Genomic DNA, 14,520 nt, shown 5'->3' on the forward strand with positions numbered 1-14,520 from the left:
GAGAAGCAAGCTTCTCTTCAAGTCCGCTCGACTTGCATGTATTAGGCATGCCGCCAGCGTTCGTCCTGAGCCAGGATCAAACTCTCCAATAAAGTATTGAAAAGAGCGATAAGCTCATTTTGAAACTGACGAGATTAAAAATCTCATTTATTTTGCTTTGAAATCATACAGTCCGAAGACGTGTACCGATTTCTCAGCGTCGATCTTGCAAGCAAGATCGTTACTCACTCGTTGTTCAGTTTTCAAAGATCAAACTTGTTTCATTGCCGTGTGTTGTTCACCTCAGCAACTTTTATATCTTATCACATCCGAACCAACTTTGCAAGCTCTTTTTTTAAGTTTCTTTCGAAGCTTATTTCATTCGCTTGCGGCACCGTGTTTCTCGTGTTTTCTTGGCCGGAATTAGAATATACCATGTACAGATTCGGAACGCAAGCTTTATTTTCAATAAATTATATTTAGTCTCTCGTATAGCTATTCACTTAATGCCGGAGTTATTTAAGATCCCTTCAATCCTTATTAAACACTCTCTTCCCAGAACATGTGATTCACCTTTCCTCCATGGATAATCCGCATGTTCCTCCCGCCCTATCCGATTATATGTTACTTCAATTTCTCCACAGGCATCTTTCGCGGCCATAAGCTATAACTGAAGCTGATTATAAAATCGATCCCCAGTATAATCCCCCATACTCTTATGAGATTAGAAAATGCCGCAGTACGCTCCGTATCCCCAATCCACCAGATCATCGCGAGCAAGAACAAGCTACCTATACCCCAAGCCAATAGATGTCTAAGCCATCCCACTCTTTCACGACTAGCATGCTCGCTGCCATACACCTTGCTGCTCCGAGGATTATCCCCTCCCTTAAACCAGTAAAGGAAATAACGATCAGCCCAAGCGATCATCTGATGACCATAAGCAATACTCACACCTATATATATAGCTGCAATGCCGTGAACCATACTTGCCGTAGCACCCCGTTGAAGATCCATCACCGTCGCTACCATAAGAAGAACATCCACAATGGGCGTTGCCATTAACAGCGCGACCCCTGTCCGTTTCATCCCAAACAGATAACGCACACTCAGACCTGAAGCGACAAATACCCAGAAGGCAATCTCACATCCAATAATAAAATAGGCAATCAAATGATTCACTCCTTTTATAATACGAATGTATTAAATATAATTTAACACGTTTGTATTATAATAATCAACAATGATATAATCTTTTTATGCCAAAAATAGTTGATCACGATAAACAACGTCTGCTCGTAGCCGAAGCGGCTTGGCGTGTCATCCGAAGAGATGGCATGGAACAGGCCTCCGTTCGAAATATTGCGGTAGAAGCTGGAATATCGGCCGGGTCTATGCGCCACTACTTTTCAACCCAATCAGAACTACTCCTATACGCAATGAATCTGGTATCCGAACGTGTATCGAATCGAATCACACAGATTTCCTTTGATGCATCTCCTTTGGAGAATATGAAGCTTCTGTTGTTAGAACTCTTGCCAAGTACGGATGAAAAAATGGCCGAAATGGAGGTGTGGTACGCTTTTACAGCCAAGTCCAAGACTGACCCTGTTCTCAAAGAGCATGCCGACAAAGTATATGATGAACTCAGACACGCGATGGCTAAAGTTATCACCTACCTCATGGAACTCAATCTCTGCCGAACAGACATCGACAAGGAACTGGAAATTGAAAGGCTGTACGCACTGGTCGACGGTTTGGGTATTCATGCGATTCTTCGTCCTGACCAGATGAACACCAAGATTATGGAGAACATCCTTACCACACATCTTGCAACGTTATGCCGGGATGCAGAATAACATTCGATCACATAATTAAATACAGCTCAATCCTTCGTACCAGCAAGAAACAAGTAATTGCTTCTATGAAACAAAAAAACCGTCAGGCATTAGTTGTAACTAACCTATTCCATGATAGGGTTAGTCCTAGATGCGTGACGGTTTTTCTTTTTATCCAATAATAATTCGGCCCTCCGGATGGCGATACAGCTTTTTCTCTTTGCGCGGACGAAGCGCGTATGCGATGGTTAGTGGTCCAATACGTCCGATAAACATCGTGAAGGCGATGATCACTTTTCCCCATACCGTTAATTCATGCGTTACTCCCACCGACAGACCTACTGTCCCAATCGCCGAGGCCGCTTCAAACATAAGTGAAAGGAACGGTGCATCCTCTGTGGTAAGTAGTAGCATTACTACAACCATGAATATGATCAAGGAAACCATAATAATCGTCAATGCTCTCATCAGCAAATCTTTCGGAACACGCTGACGGAAAAATACAATATCTTTATTGCCACGAATCATGGCATACACCGCTCCAATCATGATCAGGAACGTTGTCGTCTTGATCCCACCCCCGGTTGATCCCGGAGATGCCCCAATGAACATCAACAGAATGAAGAAGAACTGGGTGGCCTGCCTCATCTCGGTAATATCAATGGTGCTCGTACCCGACGAACGTGTAGAGACCGATTGGAAGAACGAGGCGTATATCTTTTCACTCCAACTTAGAGACGCCAGTGTGTGTCCATTGGTGAACTCAAATACAAACAGTACAATTGCTCCAATACCAATCAGTGCACCTGATACGGACAATACCAGTTTGGACTGCAACGATAAGCGACGGCGCTTGCGGAACTCAAACAAATCATTCAGCACCACAAAGCCGAGTCCACCCGATACAACCAGCACGGAAGCTGTCAGGTTAAACAACCAGTCCCCTGTATAATACTGAAAACTGTTGCCAAACAGATCGAAACCACCATTATTAAATAATGAAACCGAGTGAAACGCCCCATAGTATACCGCCTGCCAAAAGGGCATCTCCGTTGCCCAGCGTAGTGCCAATATAACAGCAGCCACCCCTTCAATGGTAAACGAAAAAATGAGCACTTTGCGGATAATACGTACAATGCCTTCCATACTGTCAGCGTTGATAGCCTCTTTCAGCAGAAGCCTGTCCTTTAGCGAGATACGCTTACCCAATACTAATGCAAACAACGTTGCGATGGTCATGAAGCCAAGTCCACCTAGCTGCATAAGCACCATAATCACGATTTGACCAAACAGGTTGAAAGTCGTCCCTACATCCACAACGACCAGCCCGGTTACACATGCGGCAGAGGTAGAAGTAAAAAGCGCATCAATAAACGCCAAATGCTCGCCGCTTTGATTGGAGATAGGTAACATGAGCAGAATCGTACCGATCATGATAATAAGCATAAAACCACCAACCAGAATCAATGGGGGTGATAGGAATTTAGCAATGTGAAGCCTAAACTTCATGGAGGGCACCTCTTTTAACATAATACAAGCAGGTAGGCGAACAAAATTCTGTCACCACACTTTAGTCACACATGTTGTTTCGACGAATCTGTCACTTTCAATGCCTATGTAAACCTAAAGAGGAACTTGCCACCAGCATCATACTGAACGGCAGGTTCCTCTTCTATTATGAACGAGTTAAACGTTCCTTATTTAATCCTGTGTACGAGGACGCATGTGCGGGAAGAGCAGTACGTCACGAATGGACGGCGAATTGGTCAACAACATGATCAGACGGTCGATACCGATTCCCAGTCCACCTGTTGGTGGCATACCATATTCGAGCGCACGGATGAAATCATCATCCATTTCGTGCGCTTCGTCGTTCCCGTGTTCTTTCTCCAGCAATTGTGCCTCAAAGCGCTGACGTTGATCGATTGGATCATTCAGCTCTGTAAATGCATTTGCATGCTCACGTCCAACGATAAACAGCTCGAAGCGGTCCGTGAAACGTGGATCTGCATCGCTCTTCTTCGCCAGCGGAGAAATCTCAACCGGGTGCCCCATAATAAAGGTTGGTTGAATCAACGTCTCTTCTACAAAATGTTCGAAGAATGCATTCAGAATATGACCAAATGTCATATGCTTTTCAACCGGAACTTTATGTTCTTTCGCCAAACGATGAGCTTCCTCGTTCGTCATGTGCACGGAGAAGTCCACGCCTACAACTTCCTTAACCGCGTCTACCATCGTTACACGGCGCCATTGTGGTGTAAGATCCACTTGATAGTCTGCATATTGGATAACTTGCGTACCAAGCACTTCCTGTGCGATGTGAGCAACAAGATTCTCAGTCAAACGCATAATATCCTGATAATCGGCATATGCCTCATAAAGTTCAATCATTGTGAACTCAGGGTTATGACGTGTCGACATCCCTTCATTACGGTATACACGGCCGATCTCATATACTTTCTCCAGACCGCCTACAATCAGACGTTTCAGGTGAAGCTCAATCGCAATCCGCATGTACAATTCCATATCAAGCGCATTATGATGCGTGATGAATGGACGCGCAGCGGCACCACCAGCGATGGTGTGCAGCGTCGGAGTTTCGACTTCCAGATAGCCCAGAGAATCTAGGTAACGGCGCATCGACTGAATGATTTTGGAACGAGTAATGAAGGTCTGCTGCACTTCACGATTCATAATCAGGTCAACATAGCGCTGGCGGTAACGCAGCTCTACATCCGCGAGTCCATGATATTTATCCGGAAGTGGGTAAAGTGACTTGGACAATACTTCGAGATTTTGAACTTTAACCGAAGTTTCACCTGTCTTGGTTTTGAAGATTACCCCAGAGACACCTACAATATCCCCTAAATCGAGCAGGCTGAACGCGGCGTATTTGTCTTCCGGTACAGTATCCTGACGAACATAGATCTGGATTCTGCCGCTCAGGTCCTGAATATGTGCAAAGCTCGCTTTACCCATTCCCCGCTTCGCCATAATCCGTCCGGCAATACTGACTTCGATGTGCTTCTCTTCCAGCTCTTCCTTGGTCAGTTCTTCATACTTCTTCAGAATGGAGCCGGCTTCTTCCGTACGTACGTATTTTTGGCCAAAAGGGTCGATCCCCAATTTGCGGAGCTCGTCCAATTTGTCGCGGCGAATTTGTAAAAGCTCACTTAGTTCGGTTTCGGTTTCCTGATTCAAGACTTCATCCGTCATGATCTATATTCATCTCCTTATTTACATTGCAGGCATCTTCAGAGGTATTCTGCCTCAAATGTTGAAAAAAGCTTCCCTAAGGAAGCTTTTGTCTCCGTACCCGACTGCTTCATTGCTTATATTACTTTTTGATGTCTACAATTTTATATTGAATTACGCCAGCAGGCACACTTACATCAACAACCGTACCTTTTTTCTTGCCCAGAATGGCTTTGCCAACAGGGCTTTCGTTCGATATTTTGTTTTGCAGCGGATTGGACTCCGCAGAACCTACAATCGTATATTCCGTGATATCACCGAATTCCAGATCTTCTACAGTAACTGTTGCACCCACGCTTACAGCTTCGGTATCGATCTCGTCGCTGTTGATAATCCGTGCATTCCGAAGCAATTTCTCCAACGTAATAACGCGGCCTTCAATGAAAGCCTGTTCGTTCTTCGCGTCTTCGTATTCGGAATTTTCACTAATATCTCCATACCCGATGGCTACCTTAATCCGTTCAGCCACTTCGCGGCGCTTCACCGATTTCAGCATTTCCAGTTCTTCTTCAAGCTTCTTAAGACCCTCTGGTGTAAGGATAACTTCCTTATCGCTCATCTCAACCGATTCTCCTGTCATGGGAATAATTTGATTGCACGGCAACGGAACCAGTGCTGTTTACAGAGCTCCGCCCGCATACATCTTCAAAACTATATGAAGTTCTCCGGAGAAACAGAACGTTCCTCCTGATGCACTAGCCTTATGACGCACATGGCGAATTTATACTGTGAAATTATAGGGTAACGGTCTCGAAAAGTCAATGTTACGCCCCCTATAGCTGTAAACGTTTTACAGCAGCAGATCAGGAAGCATTTTCGGCTACTGCTGGTTCTGACTCCAGATTGCCTTCCATATGCAGCTGGCCTACAAAGTTCTCCAGTATGTGCACCATCTCATCACGTTTGGTTTCTTCCATAATAACGTCTTTGATACGGGCAGATCCTTTCAGACCTTTCAGATACCAAGCCAGGTGTTTACGCATCTCGCGAACAGCAACAGCCTCACCCTTCAGTGCTATCAGACGGTCCATATGCAAAATGGCAACCCGAATCTTCTCTTCCCCATTCGGGTCAGGAAGCAGTTCGCCGGAACTCAAGTATTGAATGGTGCGATACAACATCCATGGGTTACCCAGGGCGGCACGACCGATCATAACTCCGTCACAACCCGTTTCATCCAACATACGACGGGCATCTTCCGGTGAAGATACATCTCCGTTCCCGATAACCGGGATGGAGACAGCCTCTTTGACATTTTTGATGTGTGACCAGTCCGCTGTGCCTGTGTAGAGCTGCTCACGTGTACGGCCGTGAACACTTACCGCTTGTCCGCCAGCACGTTCAACCGCAAGTGCATTCTCAACTACGTAGATATGCTCGTTATCCCAGCCGATCCGCATCTTGACTGTTACGGGCTTATCTACCGCGTCCACAACAGCGGATACCATTTCATAAATTTTGTTCGGATCAAGCAACCAGCGTGCACCTGCATCACAGCTCGTCACTTTTGGCACAGGGCATCCCATGTTGATGTCGATGATGTCAGCATTGGTTTCTTTGTCCACAATTTTGGCTGCTTCTACGAGGGCTTGACGATCTCCCCCCCAAATTTGCAGGCTCAGCGGCTTCTCACGCTCATCTACAAATAACATCTCACGTGTACGCTTGTTACCATGCACGATGGCTTTTCCACTAACCATCTCCGCACATACGAGGCCTGTTCCGAATTCTTTTGCGATCAGACGAAAAGCCGGATTACACACGCCAGCCATCGGCGCAAGTACAACCTGGTTTTTCATTTCAATGTCACCAATTTTAAGCATGGTAGTCGTTCCACTCCTTTTTAAATCCGACTCTTGCATGAATCCTGGTTGTGTTTTAGTTTGTATAAAATAAACGAATAATGACGATATTTTCTTGTTAGTAAAAAGCGACCTTAGTTCCCCTGTAACTCCTCAATGCTGATCGACAGCACCCCGGCAATTAGATTCAGCTCCCGTTCAACTACTTTGCGGTTGCCTCGTTCAATCATACCCAGAATGGCCAGCGATATGCCCGTCTCAGCAGCGAGTTCCTGTTGTGTTAAACCTTTCAGCTTCCGGAAAGCCCGGATTCGATTGGCCAATTGCACGTTTTCCAAAGCTGTATTCCATCCTTTCCATCCAGTACAGACAACGATGATTGTACAAAGGTATACAAACCTGAATGCTCATCTTCGGTTACGATATCAGCCAGTGGCACCAATACAAACGCCCGTTCACCCATCCGTGGATGTGGTAATTGCAGCCGTTCGGTATCACTCGTCTCTCCATCCATCCAAAGCAGATCCAAATCGACTGTACGAGGGCCCCAACGGATATCACGAACCCGCCCAAGCCGTGTTTCAATATCCAGCAGTTCCGTGAGCAGCTGCTCCGGCAAAAGTGTAGTCTGTACCGCAGTTGCCATATTCAGAAACGCTGGCTGGTCCACATAACCTACCGGCTCCGTTTCATATAGCGCAGAACAGCGCAGGACAGATATATGAGGATGTGCATCCAGCAACGTTAACGCCTCAAGCAGCGTCTGTTCCCGGTCACCCAAATTAGCCCCTAAAGCAATATAAGCCTCTGAAGATTCAGAGGTCGAATGTGCAATCATGATCGGTTCTCACTTTCTTGTGCGGCGAAGCTCTACAGTTACGCCCCCAAAATGAATATCGAAAGGCGGATGCGGCTTCGTCACCTTGACTGTCAGTGCATTGATAATAGTATAAGTGTCTAGTAAAGAAGATGCAATATGTTCGCCCAAAGCTTCAATTAACTGGAATGATTTATTTTCAACGATCTGTTTGACCAGCTCATGGATCTCCGCATAATTGATGGTTTTGGTTAAATCATCGTTACGCCCAGCCTCACCCAGATCCATATCGATCTCCAAATCAATATAATAACGCGCCCCCAGCTTCCGTTCCTCGGCAAATACGCCGTGATATCCGTAATACTCCATTCGATGCATTACCATTCTATCCATAAGTTCCGCCTGCCCTCTATATATAATGAATTCATGGTTCGATGTTTGTTCTTATTGCAAAACGCTGCGCTTCCACTGCACGGGTCACTTGACCCGCCAGCATCATTTCCTCCGCAAGCCTGGAGATGCATACAACATGGCATCACACATGTCCACTGTGCGCCGAATCGGCTTCACATCATGGACCCGGACCATCTGGCATCCTTGGGCTATGCCAAAAGCAACCGTAGCGGCTGTACCCTCCAGCGCATCATCCGCCTGTACCTGTAAGGTGTTCTGGATGAACCTTTTACGCGAGGTGGCAAGCAGAACGGGATAGCCCATCTCATTGAGCAACCCGAGCGATGACATGAGCACTAGGTTTTCGTTCAGATCTTTCACGAAGCCAATGCCCGGGTCCAGAATAATCTGATCGGGATGTACTCCGGCCTCTAGCGCTATCTGTATACTCTCCTCAAGATTACGGACTACATCAACCAAATAGTTGGTATAGTCTCGTTCTTGCCGGTTGTGCATTAGGATCAGAGGACATCCCAGTTCTGCCGCAGTGCGTGCCATCTCCGGGTCAGCCTTAGCACCCCACACATCATTGATGATGTGCGCTCCAGCTTGAATGGCCTGGCGAGCGACATCCGCTTTATAGGTGTCTACCGATATCGGAATATGTGGAGCCTGCTGCCGCAGTGCCTCAATGACCGGAATGATCCGGCTGAGCTCTTCATCAGCGCCAACGATATCTGAACCTGGACGTGTAGATTCCCCGCCAATATCAATGAGATCCGCGCCATCTTCCATCATCTGAATGGCGTGAGCCACCGCACGCTCCACATTGGTATAATGTCCCCCATCCGAGAAGGAGTCCGGTGTGACATTCAGAATGCCCATAATAAGTGTACGTGTGCCAAGTTTTAGCTCTGCTGGACCCCACGCATAATTCCGTTCATAGATGACTGGTGTAAGTGTCATGAAGTATACCCCGCTTTCTGCCGGTACATACCCAGAAGTACTTCTGTAACCGGGCCTATATGTCCGCTGCTGATTACCGTTTCCGTTCCATCCTCATCCCGCAATGTAGTAACTGGAACGAGTTCAGCAACAGAGCCTGTCAAAAAGATCTCATCTGCCTGTAACAGCTCCTCCCAAGGGAACAATCCTTCCTGGCAAGGTAATCCTTGGTGAACTGCAAGCTCCAGTACAACGGCTCTGGTGATTCCCGGCAAAATGCCAGTCGCAAGTGAAGGCGTGTAGAGTACGCCCTGTCTCACCCAGAACACATTGCTGACAATCCCCTCAGCTATGTAGCCATCTCGAGTTAATTGCAGACCTTCCGCACTTTGTACATGCTGCCCGTATCCGTTTAGTTCCCGTTTCGCCAAGATGCTGTTCATGTAATGTAGCGATTTGAACCGCACTTCTCCTTCAGGCGTGTTACGGGGCGTCGACAGACGTTGAAGCATTTTACCATTTTCATATAGAGATGGAGAGGGTACAGGTAGTGCTTTTGCCAATACGATATGATTAGGTTTCACATAATCCCCCGAAGGTAGCCCCAGCGGGGCTTCGCCCGCAGATACCGTATATCGCACATAGGCATCCTGGAGTTCGTTAGCAAGCAGCACACTTTTGATCCATTCCGTTACCTCCGCTGCTGTTGCTGTGAAAGGAATGCCCAGTTCACGACACCCTGCAGCCATCCGCTCCAAATGACGTTCCAGCAGAAAAGGAACTCCCTGATACGTTCGAAACGTCTCGAACAATCCGAGTCCGTACAAAAAGCCGTGATCCGTCACCGGAACCACGGCTGCCGCCATATTGACCAATTCTCCGTTTATCGCGGCATATTTCATCTCTATACCTTTACCTGCTGAGACAGGAAGTTACGCAGCATTTGATGACCGTGATCCGTAATGATGGATTCGGGATGGAACTGAACACCTTCAATCGCATATTCCTTGTGACGCAAGCCCATAATCTCACCTTCCGCCGTCTCGGCCGTAATCTCCAGACAATCTGGCAGACTGCTGCGCTCCACGATCAGAGAGTGATACCGCGTTGCCGTAAAGGGAGATGGTAATCCGGTAAATACGGATGTTCCGTTATGGTGCATCTCCGATGTTTTGCCATGCATCATGCGGTCCGCACGAATAACATTGCCTCCGAAAGCCTGTCCAATCGCCTGATGTCCCAGACATACGCCAAAGATCGGAATACTACCCTTGAATTGATCAATGACCGCCAGACTAATGCCGGCCTCATTCGGAGTACAAGGACCGGGTGAGATCAAAATATGATCAGGTGCCAATGCCTCGATGCCTGCCAGATCAATTTCATCGTTACGGCGAACTTCCACCGTCTCCCCCAGTTCACCCAGATATTGAACCAGGTTGTACGTGAAGGAATCATAATTGTCGATAACCAGTATCATATCGTTGTTCCTCCTGTTCTTCCGTCCACACAGGGGACGGCTGCTTGATTATTTTAATTTAACGGCTTCAGCTTCCTCGCTGTAATTCACAGCCCTCATCATGGCTCTTGCTTTGTTCCGGCACTCCTTATATTCCCGATATGGATCGGAGTCAATAACGATGCCTGCTCCTGCCTGTACATATCCCACTCCATCTTTAATGGAAAGTGTACGAATGATGATGTTCAATTCCATATTGCCACTGTAGTCCAGCCACCCAATCGAACCTGTATACGGTCCACGACGCACAGGCTCCAGTTCTTCAATGATTTCCATGGTGCGAACTTTGGGTGCACCCGTAATCGTTCCACCTGGGAACGTCGCTGCGATTACATCAAATACGGATAGTCCCTCGGCCAGCGTTCCCTCAACTTGAGACACCAGATGCATAACATGCGAATACTTCTCGATCGTCATCAGTTCAGGCACATGCACTGATCCATAAGCTGCAATTCGTCCGATATCATTCCGCTCCAGATCGACCAGCATAATATGCTCTGCCCGTTCCTTCTCACTGTTCAGCAGCTCAGCGGCCATCAACTCATCCTCAGCTTCATCCCGGCCTCTTCTCCTTGTTCCTGCGATCGGACGAGCACTCACCTTGCCATGATCCACTTTGACTAGCAATTCAGGCGAACCGCTCACCAGTTGGAAATCCGGACTACGCAGCAATCCCATGTAGGGAGAGGGATTTACTAGACGAAGCCATTCATAGATGTGCTCTGCACTGGACTTGAGACGTTTTTCCTGCCGCAAGGACAGATTCACTTGAAACACATCCCCCTGCCGGATATATTCCTGCACTGTACGTACCGCCTGCTCAAAGTCCTCTTGAGGAAAGGAGGTGTGCCATCCTTCCGTTTCCCGCTCCGAATCCGCTGATTGCGCAGTGAGATGAATGTGGCTATGGCGATGCTCCAATGCCTGCTGCTGCTCTTCCGCCTGGGCAAAGCCCAGAATATGCAGCCATCGCTGCTGCATGGCTGCTGCTCGCTCTTCTGCTTCTGCGTACAGCTTGCGAAGCTGAGCTTCATCCTGATCCGGCTGTACAGCCAGATGAACCATGCAGAACAGCGCCTGCTGTTCATGATCATACGCCCATATTTCTTCAAATCGCATCCACCAATAATCCGGAAGAGCCGGGTTGTCTTCTGCCAAGGTTGGCAGCTTTTCCAGGGATCTGGCTACGTCATAGCTTAGATAGCCTGCACATCCACCACCAAAGTCTGGAGCCCCGCTCACCTTTGGTGCCCTGTATGGCGCAGCCCACCTTTTTAATACTTCAAGTGGTTTACCACCGTCCGTTCGGGTACCGCCTTGAATAAGATCATGAATAACAGCTTCGTTGCCCTTGCCGGAGATAACGGATACCGGGTTTAATCCCAGAAAGGTATACCTTCCGCCTTTACCATTCTCCAACACCATTGCATAGGGTGACGCCTGCTGCCAGGCTGCTTCCCACGTTAACGGTAAACCGCCATGATACGGTCCCTTATCCGACTTAATCATATACGGCATCATGGTCCAACCTTTTCCGGCCCACTCTGTCCAGTCGGCGTATGTTGTCATCAGGTGTGTCATTGCGGTTTGCCGCCCTCCATCTGTCACTAGTTCTATTGTCTGATAGTATACTAAAGCGCCGCTGCTTTTAAAAGCATTCAGCAAAAAATCCTCCACACCCGGCATGCGGGCAAGGAGGATTTGTTTCATCACTTGTTAGGCTTAAGCTTCGAAGTTGTAAAGTGGCGTACTGAGGTAACGTTCGCCGTTACTTGGCACGATCACGACAACGCGTTTGCCTGCACCCAACTGTTTAGCCACTTGCAGACCTGCGCGGATGGCTGCACCGGAAGAAATACCGGATAGAATACCTTCTTCCTTCGCTACCTGACGAGCCGTCTCGAACGCATCATCATTCTCGATGTGAATGATCTCGTCATAGATTTCCTGATCAAGAATCTCAGGAATAAAGTTAGCACCGATCCCTTGAATTTTGTGAGGACCCGGTTTGCCACCTGCCAAGATTGGCGAAGCTGCTGGTTCAACGGCAACGATTTTAATCCCAGGGTATGATTCCTTCAATACTTCACCTGTACCTGTAATCGTTCCGCCTGTACCGATTCCTGCAACGAAAGCATCCAACGTACCGCCTACAGATTGAATAGCTTCAACAATCTCAGGGCCAGTCGTTTCACGGTGGATCTTCACGTTAGCTTTATTTTTAAATTGCTCAGCCATGAAATAAGATGGATTTTCCTTAAGCAATTCCTCAGCTTTTTTAACTGCACCATTCATACCTTCGGCTCCCGGTGTGAGCACAAGCTCAGCTCCATAGGCGCGAAGCAGGTTACGACGCTCCATGCTCATCGTTTCCGGCATAACAATAACAGACTTATAGCCTTTGGCTGCAGCCACCATAGCCAGTCCAATTCCTGTGTTACCACTTGTTGCTTCGATAATGGTATCACCCGGTTTCAGCTTGCCTTCTTTTTCCGCTTCTTCTACGATGCTAATCGCGATACGGTCTTTGACGCTTGAACCTGGATTCTGGTATTCCAGTTTCACGAATACTTCAGCACTGCCTTCAGGTACGATACGGTTCAGACGAACAAGCGGAGTACCTCCGATAAGTTCTGTTACGTTATTAACTACTTTAGCCATATGAATGCCCTCCTTAGTGGGATGAATACTACTTAAGTCCTGTTGCCATATACATGTGTGGCCGAGCAGCCTCTAGATGTTATAGAAGAACTTCGGAAATCCGCCTGAGTTCATTCCGTCTGCAATAAATCGGACAGAACCTGGGTTTTCGAAGATTTCTTTGTTCATATAAATGGTTTTATTCCGAGTAAATGAGTAGGTTTTTGATTATTTTTATCTTATCAACGTTACACCCTATTGTCAATATGAGTACTCAAAAAAATACTCCGCCCTGGGCCCTAAGGCCGTAGACAGAGTATTTTTATCAAGATGCAGTAGGACATTCGTTTGCAGGATAATCAGGATGCCGGAATTTCAGCGATGATGACAGCTTCATACTTGCTCCGCAGCCTTTCCTCCACCTGGGGCAGGGGATCAGCCTGGCTGAGAGCAAGCTGCATCCGAATTTCTTCGCGAACCTCTTCTGCAGGTTGCACCTGACGCTCTTGTTTGTCATTCATTTTAATGATGGCGTATCCTTCTTCCACCTTCACCGGCCCTGCAATATCGCCAACGTCCAGTTGAGCTGCAAGTTTGAGGATCGCTTCGGACTGAAACGGATCGTTCTGCTCAACCCATCCCAGACGACCACCCGCATCACGGGAGTAAGTGTCCGTCGATTCATTACGCGCGGTTTCTTCAAAGTCTGCTCCCTTGTCGAGCGCATCCAGGACTGATTCAGCCTGTTCCTCTTCCTTCAATACAATGATAGACAGATCATATTTTTCTGGGGAAACATAGTCTTCATGGTGTTCGTTCCAGTAATGCTCAATATCTGCATCCTTGATCTGTATACCGCTCGTCGCGATTTTCTCAAGCAGAAGTCGGTATCCTGCCTCCAACTCAAGATCTTGCCTGGATAAACCCAGTTGGGACTGCATCTCGTCAAAATATGCCTTCTCCGAATCATATCCATCCATGGCCGCGGCAAGTTCCTTCGCAATTTCTTTGGGAGTCACCATCAGATTACGATCGAGCGCTTCTGCATATACAGCTTTACGATTGAGCATCTGAAGCAGCAATTCACTGCCATAGCGCCGTTTCAATGCCTCGGTCCATTCCTTGTCGGTGATGACCTCCCCATTGATCGTTGCTACCGCATTTCCCTCTTCTTGATTGGTATCCTGAGGCGAATCTGCTCCTTCACGTCCAATTCGTAAGCCTTGCACAACCATAACCGAACCCATCACCAGCATTCCAAGCGTCAAGACAATTACAGCCGTCCATAACCCTTTTTCCTGTCTTGTCATTCCGCGTCCCGTCCCCGCA

15 protein-coding genes and 1 rRNA gene are annotated in these 14,520 nt (G+C 47.5%); 1 reads left to right on the forward strand and 15 read right to left on the reverse strand.

Annotation, left to right across the window (positions count from 1 at the left end; translation table 11 throughout):
• Both CRO25_RS30845 and CRO25_RS30850 read right to left on the reverse strand, forming a co-directional pair.
• Positions 1–92: ribosomal RNA gene (locus tag CRO25_RS30845) — 16S ribosomal RNA — on the reverse strand; the annotation flags it as partial.
• Positions 93–603: 511 nt separating this feature from the next.
• A complete protein-coding gene (locus tag CRO25_RS30850) occupies positions 604–1,161 on the reverse strand; it encodes a hypothetical protein (protein ID WP_306291832.1) in 558 nt (185 codons plus the stop codon).
• A 77-nt stretch (positions 1,162–1,238) separates the two neighbouring features.
• Between CRO25_RS30850 and CRO25_RS30855 the strand changes: the two genes are divergently transcribed.
• Positions 1,239–1,838: a TetR/AcrR family transcriptional regulator gene (locus CRO25_RS30855; protein WP_063568393.1), complete on the forward strand. Its 600-nt coding sequence runs from the start codon at positions 1,239–1,241 to the stop codon at positions 1,836–1,838.
• Positions 1,839–1,988: 150 nt separating this feature from the next.
• Here the strand turns inward: CRO25_RS30855 and CRO25_RS30860 are convergent, their stop codons facing one another.
• The 13 genes from CRO25_RS30860 to CRO25_RS30920 all read right to left on the reverse strand — a co-directional run bounded on the left by CRO25_RS30860 (position 1,989) and on the right by CRO25_RS30920 (position 14,501).
• Positions 1,989–3,326: a TrkH family potassium uptake protein gene (locus tag CRO25_RS30860; protein WP_063568394.1), complete on the reverse strand. Its 1,338-nt coding sequence runs from the start codon at positions 3,324–3,326 to the stop codon at positions 1,989–1,991.
• 192 nt (positions 3,327–3,518) lie between these two features.
• Positions 3,519–5,036: a lysine--tRNA ligase gene (lysS, locus tag CRO25_RS30865; protein ID WP_064641381.1), complete on the reverse strand. Its 1,518-nt coding sequence runs from the start codon at positions 5,034–5,036 to the stop codon at positions 3,519–3,521.
• Between the two features lie 121 nt (positions 5,037–5,157).
• Positions 5,158–5,634, reverse strand: coding sequence for a transcription elongation factor GreA (gene greA / locus CRO25_RS30870; protein WP_053778901.1), 477 nt, complete (start codon positions 5,632–5,634; stop codon positions 5,158–5,160).
• A gap of 244 nt (positions 5,635–5,878) precedes the next feature.
• On the reverse strand, positions 5,879–6,898 hold the full coding sequence (gene dusB / locus CRO25_RS30875; protein ID WP_063568396.1) for a tRNA dihydrouridine synthase DusB: 1,020 nt from the start codon (positions 6,896–6,898) through the stop codon (positions 5,879–5,881).
• A gap of 113 nt (positions 6,899–7,011) precedes the next feature.
• Complete coding sequence (locus CRO25_RS30880; RefSeq protein ID WP_063568397.1) at positions 7,012–7,215, reverse strand: helix-turn-helix domain-containing protein; 204 nt, start codon at positions 7,213–7,215, stop codon at positions 7,012–7,014.
• On the reverse strand, positions 7,167–7,715 hold the full coding sequence (gene folK / locus CRO25_RS30885) for a 2-amino-4-hydroxy-6-hydroxymethyldihydropteridine diphosphokinase (RefSeq protein WP_024633743.1): 549 nt from the start codon (positions 7,713–7,715) through the stop codon (positions 7,167–7,169). The genes CRO25_RS30880 and folK overlap by 49 nt, the downstream gene beginning before the upstream one ends.
• Positions 7,716–7,724: 9 nt before the next feature.
• Complete coding sequence (folB, locus tag CRO25_RS30890) at positions 7,725–8,087, reverse strand: dihydroneopterin aldolase (RefSeq protein ID WP_053778905.1); 363 nt, start codon at positions 8,085–8,087, stop codon at positions 7,725–7,727.
• A gap of 102 nt (positions 8,088–8,189) precedes the next feature.
• The gene (folP, locus tag CRO25_RS30895) at positions 8,190–9,053 is read right to left on the reverse strand and encodes a dihydropteroate synthase (protein ID WP_079697624.1); all 864 of its coding nucleotides are present in this window, start codon (positions 9,051–9,053) and stop codon (positions 8,190–8,192) included.
• On the reverse strand, positions 9,050–9,934 hold the full coding sequence (locus CRO25_RS30900; RefSeq protein WP_079697625.1) for an aminotransferase class IV: 885 nt from the start codon (positions 9,932–9,934) through the stop codon (positions 9,050–9,052). Before CRO25_RS30900 ends, folP begins: the two co-directional genes overlap by 4 nt.
• A gap of 2 nt (positions 9,935–9,936) precedes the next feature.
• On the reverse strand, positions 9,937–10,512 hold the full coding sequence (gene pabA / locus CRO25_RS30905; RefSeq protein WP_063567564.1) for an aminodeoxychorismate/anthranilate synthase component II: 576 nt from the start codon (positions 10,510–10,512) through the stop codon (positions 9,937–9,939).
• A gap of 48 nt (positions 10,513–10,560) precedes the next feature.
• Positions 10,561–12,132 (reverse strand): anthranilate synthase component I family protein, encoded by a 1,572-nt coding sequence (locus CRO25_RS30910; RefSeq protein ID WP_079697643.1) that lies wholly within the window; start codon positions 12,130–12,132, stop codon positions 10,561–10,563.
• 141 nt (positions 12,133–12,273) lie between these two features.
• The gene (gene cysK, locus CRO25_RS30915; RefSeq protein ID WP_063567563.1) at positions 12,274–13,212 is read right to left on the reverse strand and encodes a cysteine synthase A; all 939 of its coding nucleotides are present in this window, start codon (positions 13,210–13,212) and stop codon (positions 12,274–12,276) included.
• A 338-nt stretch (positions 13,213–13,550) separates the two neighbouring features.
• Positions 13,551–14,501: a peptidyl-prolyl cis-trans isomerase gene (locus CRO25_RS30920; protein WP_079697626.1), complete on the reverse strand. Its 951-nt coding sequence runs from the start codon at positions 14,499–14,501 to the stop codon at positions 13,551–13,553.
• Positions 14,502–14,520 lie beyond the last annotated feature (19 nt).

It is taken from the genome of Paenibacillus sp. RU5M, assembly GCF_900221055.1.
In the GTDB taxonomy this organism is placed as follows: Bacteria; Bacillota; Bacilli; order Paenibacillales; family Paenibacillaceae; genus Paenibacillus; species Paenibacillus marchantiae.

What these genes read in the sequence shown, in the direction of transcription:
- CRO25_RS30860 (WP_063568394.1), bottom strand. Translation starts at nt 3,326, where the DNA reads ATGAAGTTTAGGCTTCACATTGCTAAATTCCTATCACCCCCATTGATT.
- CRO25_RS30920 (WP_079697626.1), bottom strand. Translation starts at nt 14,501, where the DNA reads ATGACAAGACAGGAAAAAGGGTTATGGACGGCTGTAATTGTCTTGACG.
- cysK (WP_063567563.1), bottom strand. Translation starts at nt 13,212, where the DNA reads ATGGCTAAAGTAGTTAATAACGTAACAGAACTTATCGGAGGTACTCCG.
- dusB (WP_063568396.1), bottom strand. Translation starts at nt 6,898, where the DNA reads ATGCTTAAAATTGGTGACATTGAAATGAAAAACCAGGTTGTACTTGCG.
- CRO25_RS30855 (WP_063568393.1), top strand. Translation starts at nt 1,239, where the DNA reads ATGCCAAAAATAGTTGATCACGATAAACAACGTCTGCTCGTAGCCGAA.
- pabA (WP_063567564.1), bottom strand. Translation starts at nt 10,512, where the DNA reads ATGATACTGGTTATCGACAATTATGATTCCTTCACGTACAACCTGGTT.
- CRO25_RS30910 (WP_079697643.1), bottom strand. Translation starts at nt 12,132, where the DNA reads ATGACACACCTGATGACAACATACGCCGACTGGACAGAGTGGGCCGGA.
- CRO25_RS30900 (WP_079697625.1), bottom strand. Translation starts at nt 9,934, where the DNA reads ATGAAATATGCCGCGATAAACGGAGAATTGGTCAATATGGCGGCAGCC.
- greA (WP_053778901.1), bottom strand. Translation starts at nt 5,634, where the DNA reads ATGAGCGATAAGGAAGTTATCCTTACACCAGAGGGTCTTAAGAAGCTT.
- folB (WP_053778905.1), bottom strand. Translation starts at nt 8,087, where the DNA reads ATGGATAGAATGGTAATGCATCGAATGGAGTATTACGGATATCACGGC.
- lysS (WP_064641381.1), bottom strand. Translation starts at nt 5,036, where the DNA reads ATGACGGATGAAGTCTTGAATCAGGAAACCGAAACCGAACTAAGTGAG.
- folK (WP_024633743.1), bottom strand. Translation starts at nt 7,715, where the DNA reads ATGATTGCACATTCGACCTCTGAATCTTCAGAGGCTTATATTGCTTTA.
- folP (WP_079697624.1), bottom strand. Translation starts at nt 9,053, where the DNA reads ATGACACTTACACCAGTCATCTATGAACGGAATTATGCGTGGGGTCCA.